Source organism: Bradyrhizobium ottawaense (assembly GCF_900099825.1).
Classification (GTDB): domain Bacteria; phylum Pseudomonadota; class Alphaproteobacteria; order Rhizobiales; family Xanthobacteraceae; genus Bradyrhizobium; species Bradyrhizobium ottawaense_A.
In genome coordinates this window covers 45528-65057 of sequence record NZ_LT629693.1, presented here as the reverse complement: position 1 = coordinate 65057, position 19530 = coordinate 45528, and the positions used below count along the sequence as shown (strand labels likewise).

Sequence of the window (19530 nt, the reverse complement as noted above, 5' to 3'; positions counted from 1 at the left end):
CAGTTGCCTGCATTTAACAGCATTAAACTCATGAGAGGCTCAATGACCAAATACAAGCTCGAGTACATCTGGCTCGACGGGTATACGCCGACACCGAATCTGCGCGGCAAGACACAGATCAAGGAATTCGCGTCGTTCCCGACGCTGGAGCAGCTTCCGCTGTGGGGTTTTGACGGCTCGTCGACCAACCAGGCCGAAGGCCGGAGCTCGGACTGCGTGCTCAAGCCGGTCGCGGTTTATCCGGACGGCGCGCGCACCAACGGCGCGCTGGTGATGTGCGAAGTTATGATGCCCGATGGTGTCACGCCGCACGCGACCAACAGGCGCGCAACGGTTCTGGACGATCCCGGCGCGTGGTTCGGCTTCGAGCAGGAATACTTCATGTACAAGGACGGCCGTCCGCTCGGCTTCCCGACAGCGGGTTATCCGGCGCCGCAGGGCCCGTATTACACCGGCGTCGGCTACAGCAATGTCGGTTCGGTCGCGCGTGAGATCGTCGAGAAGCATCTCGACCTCTGCCTCGCCGCCGGCATCAACCACGAAGGCATCAACGCCGAAGTGGCGAAGGGCCAGTGGGAATTCCAGATCTTCGGCAAGGGCTCCAAAAAGGCCGCCGACGAAATGTGGATGGCTCGCTACCTGTTGCAGCGGCTGACCGAAACCTACGGCATCGACATCGAGTATCACTGCAAGCCGCTCGGCGACACCGACTGGAACGGCTCGGGCATGCACGCCAACTTCTCGACCACCTATCTGCGCGAGACCGGCGGCAAGGCCTACTTCGAGGCGCTGATGGCGGCCTTTGAGAAGAACCTCATGGACCACATTGCCGTCTACGGGCCGGACAACGACAAGCGCCTGACCGGCAAGCACGAGACCGCTCCCTGGAACAAGTTCAGCTATGGCGTGGCCGACCGCGGCGCTTCGATCCGCGTGCCGCACTCGTTCATGAAGAACGACTACAAGGGCTATCTCGAAGACCGCCGCCCGAACTCGCAGGGCGACCCCTACGCGATCGCTTCGCAGATCCTCAAGACCGTCGCTGAAGTTCCGACCGCCGCCAAGTCGGCCGCGGCCTAAGCGACACAGCATACCCGGGTGGGGGCGCCCGGGTTGCCACTCCGATCCGCCAAGGCGACGCCGCTTTGGCGGATCATTGCGTTTTGATGACATCTCGTTTTGACGACGTCGCATTCCCTGACATTGATTTAAATGCACCGGCTCAAAGCCGTATCCCTGCGTTATGAACCGCGCTAGATAACGGGCCGTGCGCTTGCCGGGGACGCGGCTTTTGTTTGAAGGCTTTTACAAGGTCAGGTTTCAGCTCGGCGAGGCGGTCGGCCGCAGCGTGATGTATGTCCGCGACGGCAGGATGCTGGGCGGCAATTCCGCGTTTGCCCATATCGGCAGCTATGAGAAGAGCGACGACGGTATCTCCATCGAGATCAGGACCTTCCGCCACAACCCGGACCCGAGTTACCCTGCGATGGCGGGAACCGACGATGCGACCTTGCTGGCGCGAGGCCAGGCCGACGGCGCGCTCTACCGCTTCGAAGGCGGGCTGAGGGAACTGCCGGGCGTCAAGTTTCAGTCGGTCATGACGCCGATCGAGGACGCGGCAAGCCCGATCGCCGGCGGTGTCGGCGAAGAGGGGATCATCGACGGCCTCTATTCCATTCATCTGCGCATGCTCGACGGCATCGAGGGCGGCCTGACCGGCGTGATGCTGCTCAATGAGGGCCGCATCCTCGGCGGCGACGCCTCGTTCTACTACATCGGCAGCTACACCTCGGAGAATGGCCGCTGGAAGGGCCAGATCCTCAATCAGGAGCACACGCCGGCCAAGGGCGAGAACCCGGTATTCGGCGGCCACGAGGTCGGTATCGGCTTTTCCGGCACCTGCGACGGAGAGGGGGCGCTGCTCGAAGCCACCGCGCTCGCCGGCAAGCGCAGTCTGCGACTGAGCGCGGTGCTGAAACTGATGCGGCGGCTGTAGCGATGGACGAACCCGTGCGCGTGCTCTCGACGCTGGCCTTGAAGGGCGCGGTTTCCAGTCTGGCCGGACAATATGTGGCGGGCGGCGGCGCGCGCATCGACGCCGATTTCGCGCCGACATTGGCGCTGCTGGATCGCCTGCGCGCCGGCGAGACCGCCGATGTCGTCATCCTGACCCGCGAGGGGCTCGATGAGGTCGTGCGCGAGCGACGCGTGGTGGCAGAGAGCTGCGTCGACCTGGCGCGGTCCTATGTCGGCCTTGCGGTGCGGGCGGGCGAGGCTCATCCGGATATCTCGACCGAGCCTGCGCTCCGCGCGGCACTGCTTGGTGCGCGCGCGGTCGCGTATTCGCGGCTCGGCGCCAGCGGTATCCTGTTTGCAAAACTGATCGAGCGCATGGGAATTGCGTCCGATGTCAACGCGCACGCGGTCATCATCCCGCAGGGCTTTACCGCCGAGCGGCTCGTCGCCGGCGAGGCCGATCTCGCCGTTCAGCAGATCAGCGAATTGAAGCAGGTTGCCGGCATCGAGGTGATCGGACCCCTTCCGCACCAGTTGCAGACGCCGGCGGTGTTTTCCGCCGGGCGCATGGCGGCATCGCCCAGGGCTGCCCAATCGGACCGGCTGTTGCGCTATCTGGCGTCGCCGGAGGTCGCACCGGCGCTGCGTGAGAGCGGGCTCGATCCGTGAGTTTGCAGCCTTGAAATTGTTCTGCCTCCGACGCAACCTGTGTTGCATGAGGAGATGGTTTGTCAGCCTTGCGATCACTGCGGCCGTCGCCATGGCACCGGCTTTGGCACCTGCTTTGGCGCACGCGCAATCGGCCGATCTCGTGCTGTGCGACCGCGTCGCCGCCGATCCTGCCGACCCCGACAAGCCGGCCGACGTGAAGGGCGTGCCTGATATTGCGGCGTCCGACATCGCCACCGCCATCAAATATTGCAGGACCGCCGCGAACGCTTCGCGACGCGCGATGTACCAGCTCGGGCGCGCCTATGCCGCCAACCGGCAGACGCCGGAGGCCATCGCGGCCTGGCGCAAGGCCGCCGACAAGGGATCCACTTCCGCCATGGTCGAACTCGGCGTGGTCTACGGGACTGGCGCGGGTGTCGCGCGAGACGAGGCACGGGCGCGAAAACTGTTCGAGCGTGCCGCCGAGGCCGGTAATCCGCGCGGCGTCAGCAACCTGGCAGCGCTGGGGGGCGGCGCTGGCACAGCGGCCAACCCGGCGCGGGCGCGCGAATTGCTGTCGAAGGCGGCAGAGACCAATGCCGAAGCGCAGTACCAGCTCGGGATGATGCTGGCGGAGGGTAATGGCGGCGCCAAGGACGACGTTGCGGCCCGCGCGCTGTTTGAGAAGGCCGCGGCACAAAATCATCCCGGCGCGCTGGAGCGAATGGGAGCGTTTGCGCAAGAGGGCCGCGGCGGACCGAAAGATTCCGACGCCGCCAAAGCCTACTACCAGCGCGCCGCGGCACTCGGCGACGAAGACGCCAAGAAGGCGCTGGAGCGGGCGCGCTGTCCCTACGCGATCAAGGACAAGCGCGGCAACGTGGTGACGAATTTGTGCTTCTGACGGCGAGACGGCGCGCTATTTCATGTAATAGGCAACGTCGTTGCGTGCCTGCTGATAGGTGCCTGCGAGATAGAAGGGGCTTTGCTTTGCCGCCCGCGCGACGGCGCGCACGCAGCGTTCCCAGTAATCCGTGCTGTCGTCGACGAAATATTTGAAGCAGGCGTCCTCGAAGCGCACGGCCGCGATGATGGCCTGTTTGATTTCAGCGTCGCTGGCGCGCGGCTGGGCTGATTTCAGATGGTTAAAGGTCGGGCCCTCGTGAGCGAAGTCACGATCGTGGCGCATTTTAGCCGCCTGTTCCGGCGGGGACATGGCGCGAAAAGCCCGCACCTGTTCCGCCGTCGGTCGCCCCTCAAGCGTATCCAGCCGGTGCCTTCGTCGCCACACGGCATATGCCGCGTCTTGCGGCGGCAGCAAGGCGGCCTCGGCAACGATCGCCGCGATCTCGGCGCTGGTGTCTTGGACTGTCATGCGTGGTTGGTCGGCCCGACGCGCCGCGAGGTTCGCGTTGCGCCGCCTCGCGCTGGAACAATGGGCCGTTGCCATCATTGGAGGACATGGGGATATCGAAGAGGCCTGCCCATGATCCGAAAGCTGCAGTCGGGCGAATATCGGCTCTATTCCCGAAAAGTGAACCCGAAGACTGGCAAGCGCCGCAATCTCGGCACCTTCAAGTCGCGCGCGGCCGCTGAAAAGCACGAGCGCGCCGTGCAATATTTCAAGCGGCATTGAGGCTGCGCCAGAGGCCCCGCGAGCGTCCCTTGCAATGCCTGGGAAGAGGTTCGAACCAATACGCGGCTTAAACGCGGAATGGGGCCGGAACAGGCTTCCACCCGGGCGCCACATGGAATAAAGCGGCCGCAACGAATTCCTCTTTTCAGGACCCCATGATCCGTCTCGATAACGTCAGCAAGCAAGTCGGCCACCAGATTCTCTTCATCGAAGCCTCCGCCGCGCTCCAGAAGGGCGAGAAGATCGGCCTCGTCGGTCCGAACGGGGCCGGCAAGACCACGCTTTTCCGGATGATTTCCGGCCAGGAACCTCCGGACGAGGGCCAGGTCTCGCTCGATCGCGGGATTACGATCGGCTATTTCAGCCAGGACGTCGGCGAGATGTCGGGCCGCAGCGCCGTGGCCGAGGTCATGGACGGCGCCGGCCCGGTCAGCATCGTGGCGGCCGAGCTGAAAGAGCTCGAGACCGCGATGGCCGATCCGGATCGCGCCGACGACATGGACGAGATCATCGCGCGCTACGGCGAGGTGCAGGGCCGTTTTGAGGAGCTCGACGGCTATGCCCTCGATGGCCGGGCGCGCGAGGCGCTGTCGGGCCTCGGCTTCAGCCAGGAGATGATGGAGGGCGATGTCGGCGCGCTCTCGGGCGGCTGGAAGATGCGCGTCGCGCTGGCGCGCATTCTGCTGATGCGTCCCGATGTGATGCTGCTGGACGAACCGAGCAACCATCTCGATCTGGAAAGCCTGATCTGGCTCGAGCAGTTCCTGAAAGGGTATGAAGGCGCGTTGCTGATGACCTCGCACGACCGCGAGTTCATCAACCGCATCATCAACAAGGTCGTCGAGATCGACGGCGGCACGCTGACGACGTTTTCCGGCAACTATGAATTCTACGAGCAGCAGCGCGCGCTGAACGAGAAGCAGCAGCAGGCGCAGTTCGAGCGCCAGCAGGCGATGCTCTCCAAGGAGATCAAGTTCATCGAGCGCTTCAAGGCGCGCGCATCGCATGCGGCGCAGGTGCAGAGCCGGGTCAAGAAGCTCGACAAGATCGAGCGGGTCGAGCCGCCGAAGCGCCGCCAGACGGTGGCGTTCGAGTTTTTGCCGGCGCCGCGCTCGGGCGAGGATGTCGTCAGCCTCAAGAACGTCCACAAGGGTTATGGCAGCCGCAGCATCTATGAAGGCCTCGACTTCATGATCCGCCGCAGGGAGCGGTGGTGCGTGATGGGCATCAACGGTGCGGGCAAGTCGACGCTGTTGAAGCTGGTGGCGGGCTCGACCGAACCCGACGACGGCACGGTCGCGATCGGCGGCAGCGTCAAGATGGGATACTTCGCCCAGCACGCGATGGACCTGCTCGACGGCGAACGCACCGTGTTCCAGTGGCTGGAGGATTCGTTTCCGCAAGCAGGCCAGGGCTCGTTGCGCGCGCTGGCCGGCTGCTTCGGTTTTTCCGGCGACGACGTCGAGAAGAAATGCCGGGTGCTGTCGGGCGGCGAGAAGGCTCGGCTGGTGATGGCGCACATGCTGTTCGACCCGCCGAATTTCCTGGTGCTGGACGAGCCGACCAACCATCTGGATCTGGCGACCAAGGAAATGCTGATCAACGCGCTGTCCGAATTCGAGGGCACCATGCTGTTCGTGTCGCATGACCGGCATTTTCTCGCCGCGCTCTCCAACCGCGTGCTGGAGCTGACGCCCGAAGGCATTCACCAGTTTGGCGGCGGCTATTCGGAATATGTCGCGCGCACCGGCCAGGAAGCGCCGGGGTTGCGAAGCTGATCTCGATCGCCGATTTTGCATTGCTGCCCTCGGCTTGAACCTGCGGATGCCGCCCGATACGCTGCCGCAAAAATGCGGGAGCGAAGCGGCCATGAAGCAACTCAGGATCGGCGACATCACCATCGATGCGGTGATCGAGCGCGAGGGGCCGTGGCGGCGGCCGCAGGATTTCTTCCCGGCCTATGACGATGCGGTTTTCAAGCATCATCTCGCCGGCATGGAGCCGGAGATGTTCGACATCGCCACCGGCAAGATGTTCATCACTTACCAGACCTTCGTGGTCCGCACCCCGCGTTACACCATTCTGGTCGATACCTGCACCGGCGAGGACAAGGGGCACCCGGCGCCGTTCGATTTTCCCGGCAAGGAGCGCTGGCGCAACGAATTGTTCGCGCTCGGCGTGAGCTTCGAGCAGATCGACTACGTCTTCTGCACCCATCTCCACATCGACCACACCGGCTGGAACACGACGCTGCGCAACGGCCGCTGGGTGCCGACATTTCCCAACGCGAAATACATATTCCACAAGCGGGAATATGCCGTGTGGGAGGCGGAGCATGCCAAAGGCAGCAACCCGCCCGGCACCGTCTTCCGCGATAACTGCCTGCCGATCATGGAAGCGGGGCAGGCGGTTCTGGTCGACGACGACTACGCGCTCGACGATACCGTCACGCTGACGCCGACGCCGGGGCATTCGCCCTGCCATTGCTGCATCAACATCTTCTCGAAGGGCAAGCGCGCGGTGGTGGCCGGTGACCTCATGCATCACGCGATCCAGTGCCGCGAGCCGGACTGGTCGGCGAAGCCCGACTGGGATCCCAGGCAATCGGCGGTTTCACGCCGAAAATTCTTTGCCTCCGTTGCCGGCACCGACACGCTGATCCTGCCGATTCACTTTCCGGCGCCGACGGTCGGACTGATCACCGCGGACGGCGATCGTTTCGACTACCGCTTCAAGCGCGACTAGCAGGTGAGGCGAGCACCCCTTGCCATCGCGTCCGCGCGCTGGTTTCCTGCTGCGATCGAAATCCCGCCATCAACAAGAGGATGACCGTGCCATGACTGACAACGCCGCCTATGACTACATCGTGGTCGGCGCGGGTTCGGCCGGCGCGGTGGTCGCAAGCCGGCTGAGCGAGAGCGGCGCCTATCGCGTACTGCTGCTGGAAGCGGGCATCAAGGGATCGGACCATTTCTGGGCGCGGGTGCCGGTCGGCACCTCCAAGATGATCGACGATCCCGCCGTGAACTGGTGCTACAAGTCCGAGCCCGACGAAGGTTCGGGCGGACGCCGCATCGACGTGCCGCGCGGCAAGATGATGGGCGGATCGAGCTCGATCAACGGCATGGTCTATATGCGCGGCCAGGCGCAGGATTACGACCACTGGGCCCAGCTCGGCAACCGCGGCTGGAGCTATCAGGACGTGTTGCCGATCTTCCGGAGGATGGAACGTTACGAGGGCGGCTCGGACAAGTTTCGCGGCCGCAACGGGCTGCTGCGGGTGACCGACACGCCGCGCAACAAGGTGCCGCTGCTGGAGAAGATCATCGAGGCCGCCGGCCGCATTGCTCTGCCGTTCAATCCGGACCTGAATGGCGAGACCCAGGAAGGGATCGGCATGTCGCAGGTCACGATTGCGGGCGGCAAGCGCCAGAGCACGGCGGTCTGCTATCTCGATGCCGTGCGCGGACGGCCGAACCTGATCATCGAACAGGGCGCGATGGCGGAGGCGCTGATCCTCGACGGCAAGCGCTGCGTCGGCGTGCGCTATTCCGTGAACGGCGTTTCGCGGCAGGCGCGGGCGGCGCGCGAGGTGATCGTCTGCGGCGGCGCGATCAACTCGCCGAAATTGCTGGAGCTCTCCGGCATCGGCCAGGGCGAACTGCTGCGCGCGCGCGGGATTACGCCGGTGCATGAGCTGCCGGGTGTCGGCGAGAATTTGCGCGATCATTATTCGCCGCGCATCAAGTTTGCCATCAAGGGACGCAACCTCACCTTCAACGACAATGCGCGCGGCTGGCGACTGGCGCGCGAGGTGCTGAAATATGCGCTGTTCGGTACCGGATTCCTGGCCTCGACGGCTGTGCCGATCCGGATGTATTTCCGCACCCGGGAGGGACTCGAGACCCCCGATGCGACGATTTCGATCCTGCCGTTCCTGTATGAGATGGTCGGCCGCCAGCGGCGCGTCGCCAAGCGGCAGGGCATCACCATGAACGCCAACGTGCTGCGCTCGGAGAGCACTGGCTCCATCCACATCAAATCGGCGGACCCCGCCGAGCCGCCGGCGATACGCTTCAACTTCCTTTCTACCGAGCACGACCGCGCTGGCATCGTCGCCGTGATCCGCAAGGGCCGCGAGCTGATGGCGACGTCGCCGCTCAAGGAGGTGACCGGCGAGGAGATTGCGCCCGGCGTCGCGCTCCAGAGCGATGACGAATTGCTTGACTGGGTTCGCAACAACGCCGAGACCACCTATCATCCCGTCGGCACCTGCAAGATGGGCTCCGACCCGATGGCCGTGGTCAACAGCGAATTGCGGGTGCACGGAATCGAAGGTTTGCGCGTGGCGGATGCGTCGATCATGCCGACATTGACCAGCGGCAACACCAACGCACCGGCCATCATGATCGGCGAAAAATGCGCCGAGATGGTGCTGGCGCAGGCCGCGGCCCGCAAGGCCGCCGCGTAACGACAGCGATGGGAGAGAGACTTGGGATTGCAGGAAGGTTCGCAGATGCAACGGATGGATTTCGAAACGCTGGCACAGACGCGCAAGAGCGTGCGCGGCTTCAGGAAGCAGCCGGTGGCGCGCGCGGTCATCGAGGAGATCATCGAGGTCGCCAAGCGCGCACCATCGTCGATGAACACCCAGCCCTGGCACATCCACGTCCTGACCGGCGATCCGCTTGAGGAGGTCCGCCGCCGCAACATGGAAGAGATGATGGCCGGCGCCAGGCCGAAGCGCGACATCGTCAGCCACGGCGAGTATCAGGGGGTTCATCGCGGCCGGCAGGTTGACGTTGCCAAGAAACTTTTCGCGGTCATGGGGATCGCGCGCGACGACAAGCCGATGCGGCAGGACTGGGTGCTGCGCGGTTTCCGGCAGTTCGACGCGCCGGTCTCGCTGGTGCTGACCTACGACCGCATTCTGGATCCCGGCGCGGTGTGCCACTTCGATCTCGGCGCGCTCTGCTATGGCCTGGTGCTGGCGGCCTGGGATCGCGGACTTGGCAGCGTCATCAACGGGCAGGGCATCACCCGCTCGGATATCGTGCGCGAGGTCGCCGGCATCCCCGAGGAGGAGGTCATCATGACCTGTGTCGCGATGGGCTATCCCGACGACAGCTTTCCCGCCAACGCCGTCCGCTCCGACCGCGAGCCGAACGGCGATTTCGTGCGCTATGTCGGGTTTGCGGACTGAGAGGCCAATCGCATGACCACCCATGAAGAGACCGCCATGATCCGCGACACGGTCGCGCGATTCGTGGACCGTGAACTCATTCCGCTCGAACCGCATTACCTGAAGTCCAAATTGCCCGGCGGCGGTCACGAGGGACTGACGGACGAGCAGCGCCAGCGGCTGCGCACGGTCTCGAAGGATCTCGGACTGTGGGGTCTCGATGCGCCCGAGGACCTCGGCGGCCACGACCTGCCGGCCCGCACCATGGCCGCGGTTCACGAGGAATTGGGCCGAACCTGCGTGCCGTTCATTCTGCCGCCGGACTCGCCGAACCTGCGGATGCTGCAGGCGGTCGGTACCGAGGCGCAGAAGCAGCGCTACATGCAGCCCTATATCGAGGGGCGGATGGTGTCGGCGATCGCGATTTCGGAACCGGGCGCCGGCGGCGATCCCGCCGCGATGAAGACGCGGGCGATACGCGACGGCGATCAATGGGTGCTGAACGGCCGCAAGATCTGGATCAGCAACGCCCGCGCCGCGGATTTCATCATCGTCATGGCCCGCGTCGGCAACGACGCGCGGCAGGGCGGCATCACCTCCTTCATCGTCGGGAAGGGCACACCCGGCTTCATCATCGAGCGCGAAATCCCCATGATCGGCGGTCACACGACCTACGAGGTCGTGTTCGAGGACTGCCGTCTCCCCGAGGGTTCCGTGCTCGGCGAAATCGGCAAGGGCTATGCGCCGATGCAGTTGCGGCTGCGCACGCGGCGGCTCGAAATGGGATCGACCTGCATCGGCATCGCGCGGCGCGCCTGCGACATGCTGTGCGAACACGCGAAACAGCGCGAGACCTTTGGCGTCAAGCTCGCCGAGCGCCAGGCGATCCAGTGGTGGGTTGCGGATATCTCCACCCGCATTCATGCGTGTCGATTGATGGTGCAGGACGCCGCCGACAAGACCGACCGCGGCGAGGAGGTCAAGCAGGAGGCCTCGATGATCAAGGTGTTCGCGACCGAGATGGCCTATGAAGCCTGCGATCACGCCATGCAGACGCTCGGCGCGCTCGGCATGACGCTGGAATTGCCGCTCAGCGCGCTATGGCAGAAGGCGCGGGTGATGCGGATGTACGAGGGACCGAGCGAGGTCCATCGCCAGTCGATTGCGCGCCGCGTGCTCGGCCTGCGCGGATAGCGCGGCCCGCGCTTCGGGTCCGCTCGGCCTCAGGCGGCGCGGACTTCCGACAGGAACCGGTTGACTTGTCCGGCGAGATCCTTGGACTGCGACGACAGCTGCTCGGCCGCGCCCAGCACCTGCTGGGCAGCGGAGCCGGTGTCGTCGGCCGCCTTCTGCACGCCGGTGATGTTGGAATTGACTTCGCTGGTGCCGCGCGCGGCTTCCTGAACGCTGCGCGAGATTTCCTTGGTCGCCGAGCCCTGTTGCTCGATCGCAGCCGCAATCGCGGTGCCGATCTGATCGATCTCGCCGATGACGTTGGCGACGTTTTGAATCGCGGTCACGGTTTCATCGCTCGCGGCCTGGATCGCCGCGATCTGCTCGGAGATCTCGGTGGTCGCCTTCGCGGTCTGGCCGGCCAGCGATTTGACCTCGGAAGCCACCACCGCAAAGCCGCGGCCCGCATCGCCGGCGCGGGCGGCCTCGATGGTCGCGTTCAGCGCCAGCAGGTTGGTCTGCGCCGCGATGCTCTGGATTAGCGTCACGACGTCGCCGATCTTCTGGGCGCCTTCGGCCAGCGAACGCGCGGTATCGCCGGTGCGGCGGGCGTTTTCGACCGCACGCGCCGCGATCTCGGTGGACTGCGCGACCTGGCGGCCGATCTCCGAGATCGAGGAGGTGAGTTCCTCGGTGGCGCTCGCCACCGTCTGGACGTTGGTCGAGGTCTGGGTCGAGGCCGCGGCGACGACGGCGGCCTGGCGGTTGGTGGCGGTCGCGGTCGACGACATCGACTGCGCGGTGTCTTCCATGACGGATGAGGCCGACGACAGTCCGCCGACCAGTTCGGTGACCTTGGCTTCGAACGCGCGGGTCAGTTCGTCCAGCACCTGCGCGCGCCGCATCTTGCCGTCGCTCTCGACGGCCTTCTCGGCGGCGAGACGTTCGGCTTCGATCATGTTGTCCTTGAAGACGCGTACGGCAGCTGCCATCGCGCCGATCTCGTCGCCACGCCCGGCGCCGGAAACTTCATCGGTCATGTCGCCGCTGGCGAGCCGCGACATGGTGGCGGTGAGATCGACGATCGGCTTGCAGACGCGGCGGCGGACCATCACGATCATGCCGGCGCTGGCCGCAACGACGGCGATCAGGCCTGCCAGTGCGACGATGAAGCTGAAGCGTGCGGCGGAATAGCCGGAGCCCAAAATCTGTTCGGCGTTGTCGTAGAAGGCGTCGCGCACGGTGATGATCGAGCCGAGGCCGCGCTGCGATTCCACGAAGAAGGTGTCGACGTCGTGTTCGTATTTGCCGGTTGCCGCGCCGTCCTTGGCGAGCTTCATCTCCTTGCCGAAGCTGTCGACATAGGCGTCGTTCATCTTGCCCAGTGCGGCTGCGATATTGGCCGGCGTGGCGGGGTTGCCGCGCAGGTCCTGCAGCGACATCAGGATCTGGTCGTTGCGGCCCTGCGACCGGCTCAGATCCAGCTTTTCGGCTTCGGTTGCCGCGCGCTTGGCGCCGACAAGGTTCTTGTGCAGACTGGAATTGTAACCGCCGACGTCGCGCAGGGTCCAGGCGATGTTGGCGTAGCTCGCCTGCCGGTAGGCGTCGCCGTCGAGCTGGGCGATCTTGCGGACCTGGTCGTCGAGCAGTTTGGTCACGGCGGTGTTGAAGGCGGCGTTGTCGGCGACGATCTTCTTGACGGCATCCTTGCGCGGCTCGGCCGGGCCGTCGAGCGCCTTGTCGATGGCGGTGCGCAGCGCCGCGAACTGGGCGTTCAGCGCGTCGATCCCGCTGCCCAAGGCTGCGCTGTCGTCGAGCGAGCCGGGCAGGGCGTTACGGATCTGGTTCATCTTGGCCAGCGCGCCGTCGGTGTCCCTGCGGTACTTGTCGTTCAGTTCGGTGCGCAGTTTTGGGTCGATCGTCGCGGGTCCGAGCAGGAGGTTGGTGGCAAAGCCGCGTTCCGGGTTCATGTAGCGCGGGATTTCTCCGACCGCCCGTACCACCGCAAGCCGGCTCTGGGCGACCGAAACCTTGTCCATCGTCTGGTATTTGGTCACCGCCACGTAGACGGCGAGGCCGCCGCCGACGGCGGACAGCGAAACGATGGCGGCGGTGAGGAGCGTGCCGATTTTCATGGAAGTGAGCCATTTGCGATGGAGAGGGAACGCGAAGGCCCATCATAGGTGGTGTGAATTAATCCGGGGTTTACGATTGAGGGTGGGGGTTGCTGCGCTGCTCAGTCCGTAGGGTGGGCAAAGGCGCACTTGCGCCGTGCCCACCCATCAGGCTGCTTCGCGCGGCGCGGCTTCGCGGCTACGACTGTGTTCCCTGCGTTTCAGCGCGTCTCGTCGTCGGTGCTTTTCGGTGCGGGCTTGTGCTGCGTCTGGCCTGTGGAACCCGTCTCCTGACAGGGCAATGGCGTCCACTGCCCATCGGCCGCCATCTGGTAGGCACGACAGGAAGACGCAGCCGGCTGCTCACCGGGTTTTTGCGCATCGGAATTTCTGGCAAGCGTCGGAGCTGCCAGTGTGAGAAGGCCGGCCGTTGCGGCGATGAAGAGGGCATGACCAAACCGCATCAAAGGTCTCCTTCATGAATGAAGCGAACTACTCTTCCTAAAAAAGATTGTGGAATTTGTTTGATGGCACGATCGGGCTCACGGATGTTTGCTTAACGATCTGCAAACGCGCGCCGGTTCCCGCTTGCCTCATCGCCGACGCGCAATCGCGCCGGCAATGATCTGCATCGCAACGCCGACGCACCATCCGGCCATGATCATCCAGGTCCAGGCGATATGCGGATCGTGGCGCAGCACGATCACGCCGACGGACGCAAACGCCGAGAACGCCGCGAGAAAGGTGCCGACCGCACTGAGGAATTCCGGGGTGTCGATCTTGCGGACCCATTCGTCGTTCGAAGGTTTGCCGCTGCTGGCGTTGAAGGGCAAAGGCGGGGTGTCGATCCCGAGATAGAATCCGATGGCGCCGCCGAGCATCATCAGGAGCAGGAAGGCCTGGGACGTGAACAGCGTGATGCTCGTTCCCACCAGCGCCGACACAAACAACCCGCTCGCCGCGCCGGCCATGGCAAGGCCAAGGCGTTCCAGGACGTGGGCAAACTTTCGAACGCGGGTTCGCATCGAATGGTCCCGCCGGTTGCAGGCGCGACAATAGGCCGATTTCCGGCCGTGCGAAAGCAACCTGTCGATGCGGGCGATGTGCATCCAGTGACTTGCCCTTCGTCATGCACGGCACAAGGCCCGGCATGACCGGTTCTAGCGAACCTTGAGAAATGGAAAGGTCTCGTGGACCCAGGCCACGGGATCGCCGATCAACCCCAGCGTGTGCAGCAGCGTGGCGGCGGCAAAACAGGCGAAGGCCCCCTTGGCGAACATGACGAGATAGAATCCGCCGGGATTTTCCCTGGCATCGATGGTCATGCCGCGGTTGGTCGTGCTGCCGGCCCTGATATCGGTGACCATCGTCCAGAGGGCGACGGCGCCGAGGGCTTCGAAGAGGGCGGTATAGAGCAAGGGAGGCATCTGACCGCCTGTTGGTCGAAATCGTCGATGGTTGGTCGCGTGCTCCTTCTGTAGGGTTCAAGGCCTCAAGCGATGTAGTTCCGGGGGATCCGACGAACATGAGCCTTTTTGACACGCCATTCGACCCCGCGCGCGAGGCGGCGCTGGTTACCGGCGCCGGCAACGGCATCGGCCGCGCGATCGCACAGGCGCTGGTCGGTGAGGGCGTGCGGACCATATTCGCCGACGTCAACGCGGATACGGTGACGGCGGCGGTGAAATCCTCGCCGCGGCCGGACCTCGCATCCACGTGGGTTGGGGACCTCGCCAATTCCGCTGCCCGCGATGCCCTGCTGGCGCATGCCGAAGCGGCCGTCGGACGGGTGACGCATTTCGTGCACTCAGCCTCGCCGCCACGGCGCGAGGCCGACCATGCGATGGCGGTCTCTACCGAGACCTGGGCGCAGATGCATGCGGTCAATCTCGAGGCGGGCTTTCACCTCGCGCGTGCGCTGGCGCGGAAGCTGATTGCGGCCAAGGTCGGCGGATCGTTCCTGCTGCTGACTTCGCTGCATGCCGGCACGCCGCGCAACCTGCCGCATTATTCCACGGCGAAGGCGGGGCTTGCGATGCTGGTGCGGGAGCTGGCGAAGACGTTCGGCCGCTACGGCATCCGCGTCAACGCGCTGGTGCCCGGCGCCATCGCGGCCGGTGGCTTCGTCGCCGATCCCAAACTCGCCAGACACATTCCGCTCGGCCGTCTCGGAGCGGCCGAAGACCTGGCGCCGATGGCGCTGGCGGTGCTGTCCAACAAGGTATCGGCGTATGTCACCGGCGCTGCGATCGTGGTCGATGGCGGGCTGTCGCTGACGAACTGGTTCGAGCCGCCGGAGCTCGAATGACTACTGCCCCACCTGCTCGAACGCGATGCCGTTGCGGCGGGCGCAGGCGCGCAGCCACGGGATGACGCTGGCCTGCACCGGAAATTCGAAATTGTCGCTTACCTTCGACTTGAAAGTGGCGCGGGTGCCTTTCTCGAGCAGGGCGGCCAGCGCCGCGGCATGCTGCGGGAAGATTCCGATTTCGTCATTGCCTTGCACCTGGGCGGAGAAGTCGGTGAAGGGATCGTCGCCGATCTTGAGCGTCGCCTCGACCGGCGCGCCCTCGGGCTGATTGATATTGCTGTCCTTGAGCATGAGGGTGAAGCCGCGCTTGCGGCTCACCATCAGGAACGTCGCCATCCGGCGCGAGGAGGGCGCTGATCCCATCACATAGTGGCGGCGAATGAAGCAGACGACGATGCTGCCGTCGCTGGCGCGCAGCTCGGAGGCATCCCAGCCCTCGATCTTCTGCTTGTCCGACATGCCGGGAGGGCCGGGCGGCAGGGTCGAAATGTCGACGATGACAGGCGAGCGCGGCCGTGGCGTGGGCATGTCGGGCGCGTTGGGATCGGTCGGCTTGTCGATCGCGATGTTGAAGGCCCGGCCGCAATCGGTGAGCCATTTGAGCGCTTCGGCGGGAAGATTGACGGCGACGGCGCCGGAGTCGACGCCGGCGCCATCCGAACGCAGCGTGATGCGGTTGGCTTTGGCGAGGGCCGTGAGCGCGCCGGCGGCATCGCCGGGATGGAAGATGAAGGCGGTGCCGGCGACCGGGAAGCCGACCGATGGAAAGGCGCGGTTGTCGATCAGCATCTCGGCCTGGTCGTCCAGCACCTCCTCGGTCGGCACGCGGTCATCCCCGAGTACGGCGGTGAAACCGCTGCCCCGGCTGATGTTAAGCGAAAGCCGCGTCGTCACCGGGCCATCTTTGGTCGCGCGATCGCGGGCCGCCACCAGCACGCATTGCCGGACCTTGCCGTCCGGCCCGAGCTGCGGCAGCGCGCTCCAGACGCCTTGCGGGAAGTGCACGACCTTGCCCGCCACCGGCTTTTCGGCCGGTGCGGCGAAGGCGAGGGAGGACGCAGCGATCAGGGAGACGAGGACGAGGCCGAGGCGGCGGGACCAAAGGCAGGCGCTGACGAACATGACGTGTGCTCGCGGAATGAATTCTGGTGAAATGAACTGATTTCAAGGGACTGACTTGAAGTTGGACGCCGGGGGCGGGGCCAAGGTTCAATTTGCCGGTATATTCACGGCGTTGTCCGGATGCTGCGCCGCGCGCCGCATTTGCGGCGATGGCCCGGGAACGAGAGCTCGGCTTCGGGCGTTGTCAGGCAAGGGAAGCGCCGCGGCGATTGACCCGGCGCGGATCAGACATCAGGGGAGAGCGATATGATGTCCCATACGCAAATTCACACCATCGCGCGCCAGATGATCGAGCAGCACGGTCTATCGGCGATCGCCGAGGCCGCGCAAAATGCGCTGGCCTGCGAGCGCAAGGGCGAGGCCGAGGAGGCCAGGGAGTGGCGGCATGTCGAGGACGCCATGAAGATGATGCGCGGACCGCATCAGAGCTGATTTTTTCCCTCCGCCTACGCTCTTCGAGCTTCGGCGAGACGAGCCGCCTTCGCGCTTCTCGCCCAGGCTACCACACTAATGCAACGGCATCGGCGGTCGCACCACGGGACCGCCGTCCTCGGCGGCTTGCACCTGCGGGGCGATCTGCGCCGGGGCTGCGGCCTGTTGCGGCGGCGATGCCGGCGCGATCGGCGCGTAGGGGAACACCTGCTTCGGCTTGCGTATCGTGGCGGTGGCCGGATGTGCAGGCGGTGGCACGATCCGGGGCCGCGGCGCAGGTTCGGCAAGACGGGCTTCGGTCGTCCTCGCAGGCGCGCTCGCCATTTGCGGCTGGCTGGCCTTGATCTGCTCGATGCTCGCCTTGAGTTCGTTGATCTGCTGGCCCATGGAGGCCAGATCGCGCGCCATCGACTGTATCAGCTGCGTCTGGTCGGGCGAGGCGGTGGCCGTCACCGGCGCGGCGTTGTCGGCGGGCGGTGCCGGTTGGGCTGCAGCCTGACTGGCCGCCGGGGCCTGAACCGCGGCAGCGGCCGGTGGCTCGGCTGCCGGAGGCTTTTCCGGGGAAGCCAGGGAAGCGAGCGAGAACGGCGGCGAATAACGCGCCATCATCGCCTTGGCGTCATCGCCGTAGTGCTGCCACGCGGCGGCAGCGATGGCGCTGCCCAGCGCGAACAGGCTCATGACCGCACCTCTGGCGAACTTGCTGGTGGACGGCTGGTGCGCGCTGATTTCGGTGTCGCCGAGCTTGATATCGCTGACAGGGACATCATCTGCGACGGTCCGGCGAGCGGCGGCATCGACCGATGGCACCGCGGCGCTTGCGGAGAAATCGGGCGCGATGCGCAGTTCGGGATCGGGCCTGACCTGCGAAGGAGCGGGGTCCGACGGACGGCTCAGCACGTCGTACAACAGGTCGAGCGAGGCCTTGTCGGCGCGTGCGGCGAGCGAGGCGTCGGGCTCGATCACGAACACGTCGTGCGGATCGGTGTCGCGCAGATTTGGCGTGGATTGCATTGGTGTCCCTCTATCAGTCCAATGTCATCAACAGAAAGGCCCGAGCGGAATCGTGGCGGTGCAAGCCGCAGGGCCGGTCCAGACGGCCAGCCGGGTTTGACCAAAGCAAGGCGCTGCCGTGGAGAGGTTGCGGCTATCAGGGGGCCGGGAACCGGGGCCGGGCCTTGTGTCCGTGCCCCGGTGAACCGATTGGCCAAGCCCCGCGACCAATCGTCGGAGGTAGCGGCATGGACAGCATTTTTCACTGGATCGGCGTGGCGGGCGGTTTCGGCTTCGTCGCCGTTTGCCTGCTCGGCTTCATCAGAGGCCTCTCGCTGCCGCCGAACTCCCCCGAACATCGTTCGAACGACAAGGCCGACCTTTGGCGCTATTGGCGCCCCTGAGGGCGCGCCGATCAAGCCGTGGTGTGATAGCCTTTCGCCACCATGAGCAACCGCATTCTCGTTCTCTACGGCTCCTACCGTTCCGACCGCATGGGCATCCGGCTCGCGCAATTCGTCGTCGAGGCCTTTCGTGCCAGGGGTGACGATGTCGAACTGATCGACGCCAGGGCGATCGGTCTGCCGATGCTGGACCGGATGTACAAGGAATATCCGAAGGGGCAGGCGCCGGCGCCGCTTGAAAAGCTCGCCGGCCAAATTCGCGGCGCCGACGGTTTTGTGTTCGTCACCGGCGAATACAACTGGGGTATCCAGCCGGGGTTGAAAAACCTCACCGATCATTTCCTCGAGGAATGGTTCTGGCGCCCCGCCGCGATTGCCAGCTATTCCGCCGGGCGTTTTGCGGGCGCTCGCGCCGCCCTGGCCTGGCATGGCACGCTGTCCGAAATGGGCATGGTGGTGACTTCGAGCAGCCTCGCGGTCGGGCCGATTTCGCAGACGTTGTCCGCCGACGGCAAGCCGACCGCCGAGGGCGGCGGCAAGGCGCTGGAACACGCGTTTCCGCGCTTTGCGGATGATCTGACGTGGTGGATGGAAGCGGCCAGGGCGCAACGGGAGCGGAAGAAGCCGCCGTATTAGAGCTAAGCGGATTCCAGACCTGCCTGTCTTCACTGCATCGCGCAAAGACGGCAGTGGCTGTGGCCGGATCACCACAGCCGGGTGAAATTGCGCGAATCCTGCCGCCCTTGATCGCATGCCGCCTCGCTTCTGCCCTGATTGGATCGGGATCCTTCGACCTGTTGGATTTCGGCTTGGGCTGGGGCGCGAGTTGGGGATGCAACATGTCGTCCATCGATGCTGCAGGTCATTCGTTCGTCGACGTCGCAGGCCGCGTACGGCGTGATGTGCGTCTGGTCTCACCCATCAACGCGGGAAAAATCGTCAGGCTGATGGCTGTAGCGCTCGCGGCAGCTTCGCTTGCGGCCTGCGCCCAGTCCTCTGTCGTCAGTCAAAGGTCTGACTTCCGCACCAGCCGCCAGGCATCGCTGGAACGCGATCGAACGCCATCATCGATGAAGACGCGCGTGGCGGCCACGAGGAAGCATACGCGGTTCGCTTCTCGTAGCGATGCAGCCGGGACCAAAGTTGCGTCGCAGGGGCTGGCGAGTTTCTACAGCGAGGGGACGGAGACCGCGAGCGGAGAAAAATTCGACGCGCGCGAACTGACCGCGGCGCATCCGAGCCTGCCGTTCGGCACCATGTTGCGTGTGACCGACATCAAGTCCGGCCGTTCGGTGACGGTGCGCGTCAATGATCGCGGACCGTATGTGCCCGGGCGTATTGTCGACGTCTCTCATTCGGCGGCGGCTGAACTCGGAATGATCGGAAAGGGTGTTGCAAACGTAAGGCTCGATGTGGTGCGGTAAAGCGGTTCGCTCGTCCGTTCCCTGCACCGGAAAGAAGGCGGCGAAGCCGCCGGCCAGCACGACCGGCACGTC

The 19530-nt window shown here is 65.0% G+C and carries 22 protein-coding genes; 15 read left to right on the top strand and 7 right to left on the bottom strand.

What is annotated here, in order from left to right; all coding sequences use genetic code 11:
• The first annotated feature begins 42 nt into the window (after nucleotides 1-42).
• From BLR13_RS00330 to BLR13_RS00315, 4 genes are all read left to right on the top strand, one after another.
• A complete protein-coding gene (locus BLR13_RS00330) occupies nucleotides 43-1080 on the top strand; it encodes a glutamine synthetase beta-grasp domain-containing protein (protein ID WP_074828882.1) in 1038 nt (345 codons plus the stop codon).
• A 211-nt stretch (nucleotides 1081-1291) separates the two neighbouring features.
• The gene (locus tag BLR13_RS00325; RefSeq protein WP_074828886.1) at nucleotides 1292-1996 is read left to right on the top strand and encodes a GrlR family regulatory protein; all 705 of its coding nucleotides are present in this window, start codon (nucleotides 1292-1294) and stop codon (nucleotides 1994-1996) included.
• 2 nt (nucleotides 1997-1998) lie between these two features.
• Entirely contained in the window at nucleotides 1999-2685 is a 687-nt protein-coding gene (locus BLR13_RS00320) for a substrate-binding domain-containing protein (RefSeq protein ID WP_074828887.1), read from the top strand.
• A gap of 46 nt (nucleotides 2686-2731) precedes the next feature.
• Complete coding sequence (locus tag BLR13_RS00315; RefSeq protein WP_074828890.1) at nucleotides 2732-3571, top strand: tetratricopeptide repeat protein; 840 nt, start codon at nucleotides 2732-2734, stop codon at nucleotides 3569-3571.
• Nucleotides 3572-3586: 15 nt separating this feature from the next.
• Here BLR13_RS00315 and BLR13_RS00310 read toward each other — a convergent pair whose 3' ends face one another.
• The gene (locus tag BLR13_RS00310; RefSeq protein WP_244525038.1) at nucleotides 3587-4120 is read right to left on the bottom strand and encodes a hypothetical protein; all 534 of its coding nucleotides are present in this window, start codon (nucleotides 4118-4120) and stop codon (nucleotides 3587-3589) included.
• Nucleotides 4121-4153: 33 nt separating this feature from the next.
• Here BLR13_RS00310 and BLR13_RS00305 point away from each other — a divergent pair, with 33 nt between their 5' ends.
• The 6 genes from BLR13_RS00305 (at nucleotide 4154) to BLR13_RS00280 (ending at nucleotide 10679) form a co-directional block, all read left to right on the top strand.
• The gene (locus BLR13_RS00305; protein ID WP_091976305.1) at nucleotides 4154-4303 is read left to right on the top strand and encodes a hypothetical protein; all 150 of its coding nucleotides are present in this window, start codon (nucleotides 4154-4156) and stop codon (nucleotides 4301-4303) included.
• A gap of 155 nt (nucleotides 4304-4458) precedes the next feature.
• Nucleotides 4459-6081, top strand: a complete 1623-nt coding sequence (locus tag BLR13_RS00300) for an ABC-F family ATP-binding cassette domain-containing protein (RefSeq protein ID WP_074828895.1) — start codon at nucleotides 4459-4461, stop codon at nucleotides 6079-6081.
• 91 nt (nucleotides 6082-6172) lie between these two features.
• Complete coding sequence (locus BLR13_RS00295) at nucleotides 6173-7048, top strand: MBL fold metallo-hydrolase (protein ID WP_074832195.1); 876 nt, start codon at nucleotides 6173-6175, stop codon at nucleotides 7046-7048.
• A 91-nt stretch (nucleotides 7049-7139) separates the two neighbouring features.
• Nucleotides 7140-8774: a GMC family oxidoreductase gene (locus BLR13_RS00290; RefSeq protein ID WP_074828898.1), complete on the top strand. Its 1635-nt coding sequence runs from the start codon at nucleotides 7140-7142 to the stop codon at nucleotides 8772-8774.
• Nucleotides 8775-8828: 54 nt separating this feature from the next.
• On the top strand, nucleotides 8829-9506 hold the full coding sequence (locus BLR13_RS00285) for a nitroreductase (protein WP_074828901.1): 678 nt from the start codon (nucleotides 8829-8831) through the stop codon (nucleotides 9504-9506).
• 12 nt (nucleotides 9507-9518) lie between these two features.
• Nucleotides 9519-10679: an acyl-CoA dehydrogenase family protein gene (locus BLR13_RS00280; protein ID WP_074828903.1), complete on the top strand. Its 1161-nt coding sequence runs from the start codon at nucleotides 9519-9521 to the stop codon at nucleotides 10677-10679.
• Between the two features lie 29 nt (nucleotides 10680-10708).
• Here the strand turns inward: BLR13_RS00280 and BLR13_RS00275 are convergent, their stop codons facing one another.
• The 4 genes from BLR13_RS00275 to BLR13_RS00260 all read right to left on the bottom strand — a co-directional run bounded on the left by BLR13_RS00275 (nucleotide 10709) and on the right by BLR13_RS00260 (nucleotide 14190).
• Nucleotides 10709-12793, bottom strand: a complete 2085-nt coding sequence (locus BLR13_RS00275) for a methyl-accepting chemotaxis protein (RefSeq protein ID WP_074828906.1) — start codon at nucleotides 12791-12793, stop codon at nucleotides 10709-10711.
• A 200-nt stretch (nucleotides 12794-12993) separates the two neighbouring features.
• Entirely contained in the window at nucleotides 12994-13236 is a 243-nt protein-coding gene (locus tag BLR13_RS00270; protein WP_074828908.1) for a hypothetical protein, read from the bottom strand.
• Between the two features lie 129 nt (nucleotides 13237-13365).
• Nucleotides 13366-13797, bottom strand: a complete 432-nt coding sequence (locus BLR13_RS00265) for a hypothetical protein (RefSeq protein WP_074832197.1) — start codon at nucleotides 13795-13797, stop codon at nucleotides 13366-13368.
• 135 nt (nucleotides 13798-13932) lie between these two features.
• On the bottom strand, nucleotides 13933-14190 hold the full coding sequence (locus tag BLR13_RS00260; protein ID WP_079586998.1) for a hypothetical protein: 258 nt from the start codon (nucleotides 14188-14190) through the stop codon (nucleotides 13933-13935).
• A 107-nt stretch (nucleotides 14191-14297) separates the two neighbouring features.
• Between BLR13_RS00260 and BLR13_RS00255 the strand changes: the two genes are divergently transcribed.
• Nucleotides 14298-15080 (top strand): SDR family NAD(P)-dependent oxidoreductase, encoded by a 783-nt coding sequence (locus BLR13_RS00255; RefSeq protein ID WP_074828913.1) that lies wholly within the window; start codon nucleotides 14298-14300, stop codon nucleotides 15078-15080.
• Here BLR13_RS00255 and BLR13_RS00250 read toward each other — a convergent pair whose 3' ends face one another.
• A complete protein-coding gene (locus tag BLR13_RS00250) occupies nucleotides 15081-16205 on the bottom strand; it encodes a hypothetical protein (RefSeq protein WP_074828915.1) in 1125 nt (374 codons plus the stop codon).
• Nucleotides 16206-16451: 246 nt separating this feature from the next.
• Between BLR13_RS00250 and BLR13_RS00245 the strand changes: the two genes are divergently transcribed.
• On the top strand, nucleotides 16452-16637 hold the full coding sequence (locus tag BLR13_RS00245; RefSeq protein ID WP_074828917.1) for a hypothetical protein: 186 nt from the start codon (nucleotides 16452-16454) through the stop codon (nucleotides 16635-16637).
• A 75-nt stretch (nucleotides 16638-16712) separates the two neighbouring features.
• On the opposite strand, the gene BLR13_RS00240 is transcribed toward BLR13_RS00245, so the two are convergent.
• Nucleotides 16713-17651: a hypothetical protein gene (locus BLR13_RS00240; RefSeq protein ID WP_074828920.1), complete on the bottom strand. Its 939-nt coding sequence runs from the start codon at nucleotides 17649-17651 to the stop codon at nucleotides 16713-16715.
• A gap of 227 nt (nucleotides 17652-17878) precedes the next feature.
• On the opposite strand from BLR13_RS00240, the gene BLR13_RS39790 reads away from it, so the two are divergent.
• The 3 genes from BLR13_RS39790 to BLR13_RS42380 are packed head-to-tail and all read left to right on the top strand — an operon-like array spanning nucleotide 17879 to nucleotide 19458.
• Nucleotides 17879-18034: a hypothetical protein gene (locus tag BLR13_RS39790; RefSeq protein WP_157793666.1), complete on the top strand. Its 156-nt coding sequence runs from the start codon at nucleotides 17879-17881 to the stop codon at nucleotides 18032-18034.
• Between the two features lie 42 nt (nucleotides 18035-18076).
• Nucleotides 18077-18670 (top strand): NADPH-dependent FMN reductase, encoded by a 594-nt coding sequence (locus tag BLR13_RS00235; protein WP_074828922.1) that lies wholly within the window; start codon nucleotides 18077-18079, stop codon nucleotides 18668-18670.
• On the top strand, nucleotides 18616-19458 hold the full coding sequence (locus BLR13_RS42380; RefSeq protein ID WP_349532610.1) for a septal ring lytic transglycosylase RlpA family protein: 843 nt from the start codon (nucleotides 18616-18618) through the stop codon (nucleotides 19456-19458). Before BLR13_RS00235 ends, BLR13_RS42380 begins: the two co-directional genes overlap by 55 nt.
• Nucleotides 19459-19530: the final 72 nt, after the last annotated feature.

What these genes read in the sequence shown, in the direction of transcription:
- BLR13_RS00330 (WP_074828882.1), top strand. Translation starts at nt 43, where the DNA reads ATGACCAAATACAAGCTCGAGTACATCTGGCTCGACGGGTATACGCCG.
- BLR13_RS00320 (WP_074828887.1), top strand. Translation starts at nt 1,999, where the DNA reads ATGGACGAACCCGTGCGCGTGCTCTCGACGCTGGCCTTGAAGGGCGCG.
- BLR13_RS00315 (WP_074828890.1), top strand. Translation starts at nt 2,732, where the DNA reads ATGAGGAGATGGTTTGTCAGCCTTGCGATCACTGCGGCCGTCGCCATG.
- BLR13_RS00310 (WP_244525038.1), bottom strand. Translation starts at nt 4,120, where the DNA reads ATGATGGCAACGGCCCATTGTTCCAGCGCGAGGCGGCGCAACGCGAAC.
- BLR13_RS00305 (WP_091976305.1), top strand. Translation starts at nt 4,154, where the DNA reads ATGATCCGAAAGCTGCAGTCGGGCGAATATCGGCTCTATTCCCGAAAA.
- BLR13_RS00300 (WP_074828895.1), top strand. Translation starts at nt 4,459, where the DNA reads ATGATCCGTCTCGATAACGTCAGCAAGCAAGTCGGCCACCAGATTCTC.
- BLR13_RS00295 (WP_074832195.1), top strand. Translation starts at nt 6,173, where the DNA reads ATGAAGCAACTCAGGATCGGCGACATCACCATCGATGCGGTGATCGAG.
- BLR13_RS00290 (WP_074828898.1), top strand. Translation starts at nt 7,140, where the DNA reads ATGACTGACAACGCCGCCTATGACTACATCGTGGTCGGCGCGGGTTCG.
- BLR13_RS00285 (WP_074828901.1), top strand. Translation starts at nt 8,829, where the DNA reads ATGGATTTCGAAACGCTGGCACAGACGCGCAAGAGCGTGCGCGGCTTC.
- BLR13_RS00280 (WP_074828903.1), top strand. Translation starts at nt 9,519, where the DNA reads ATGACCACCCATGAAGAGACCGCCATGATCCGCGACACGGTCGCGCGA.
- BLR13_RS00275 (WP_074828906.1), bottom strand. Translation starts at nt 12,793, where the DNA reads ATGAAAATCGGCACGCTCCTCACCGCCGCCATCGTTTCGCTGTCCGCC.
- BLR13_RS00270 (WP_074828908.1), bottom strand. Translation starts at nt 13,236, where the DNA reads ATGCGGTTTGGTCATGCCCTCTTCATCGCCGCAACGGCCGGCCTTCTC.
- BLR13_RS00265 (WP_074832197.1), bottom strand. Translation starts at nt 13,797, where the DNA reads ATGCGAACCCGCGTTCGAAAGTTTGCCCACGTCCTGGAACGCCTTGGC.
- BLR13_RS00255 (WP_074828913.1), top strand. Translation starts at nt 14,298, where the DNA reads ATGAGCCTTTTTGACACGCCATTCGACCCCGCGCGCGAGGCGGCGCTG.
- BLR13_RS00250 (WP_074828915.1), bottom strand. Translation starts at nt 16,205, where the DNA reads ATGTTCGTCAGCGCCTGCCTTTGGTCCCGCCGCCTCGGCCTCGTCCTC.
- BLR13_RS00245 (WP_074828917.1), top strand. Translation starts at nt 16,452, where the DNA reads ATGATGTCCCATACGCAAATTCACACCATCGCGCGCCAGATGATCGAG.
- BLR13_RS00240 (WP_074828920.1), bottom strand. Translation starts at nt 17,651, where the DNA reads ATGCAATCCACGCCAAATCTGCGCGACACCGATCCGCACGACGTGTTC.
- BLR13_RS39790 (WP_157793666.1), top strand. Translation starts at nt 17,879, where the DNA reads ATGGACAGCATTTTTCACTGGATCGGCGTGGCGGGCGGTTTCGGCTTC.
- BLR13_RS00235 (WP_074828922.1), top strand. Translation starts at nt 18,077, where the DNA reads ATGAGCAACCGCATTCTCGTTCTCTACGGCTCCTACCGTTCCGACCGC.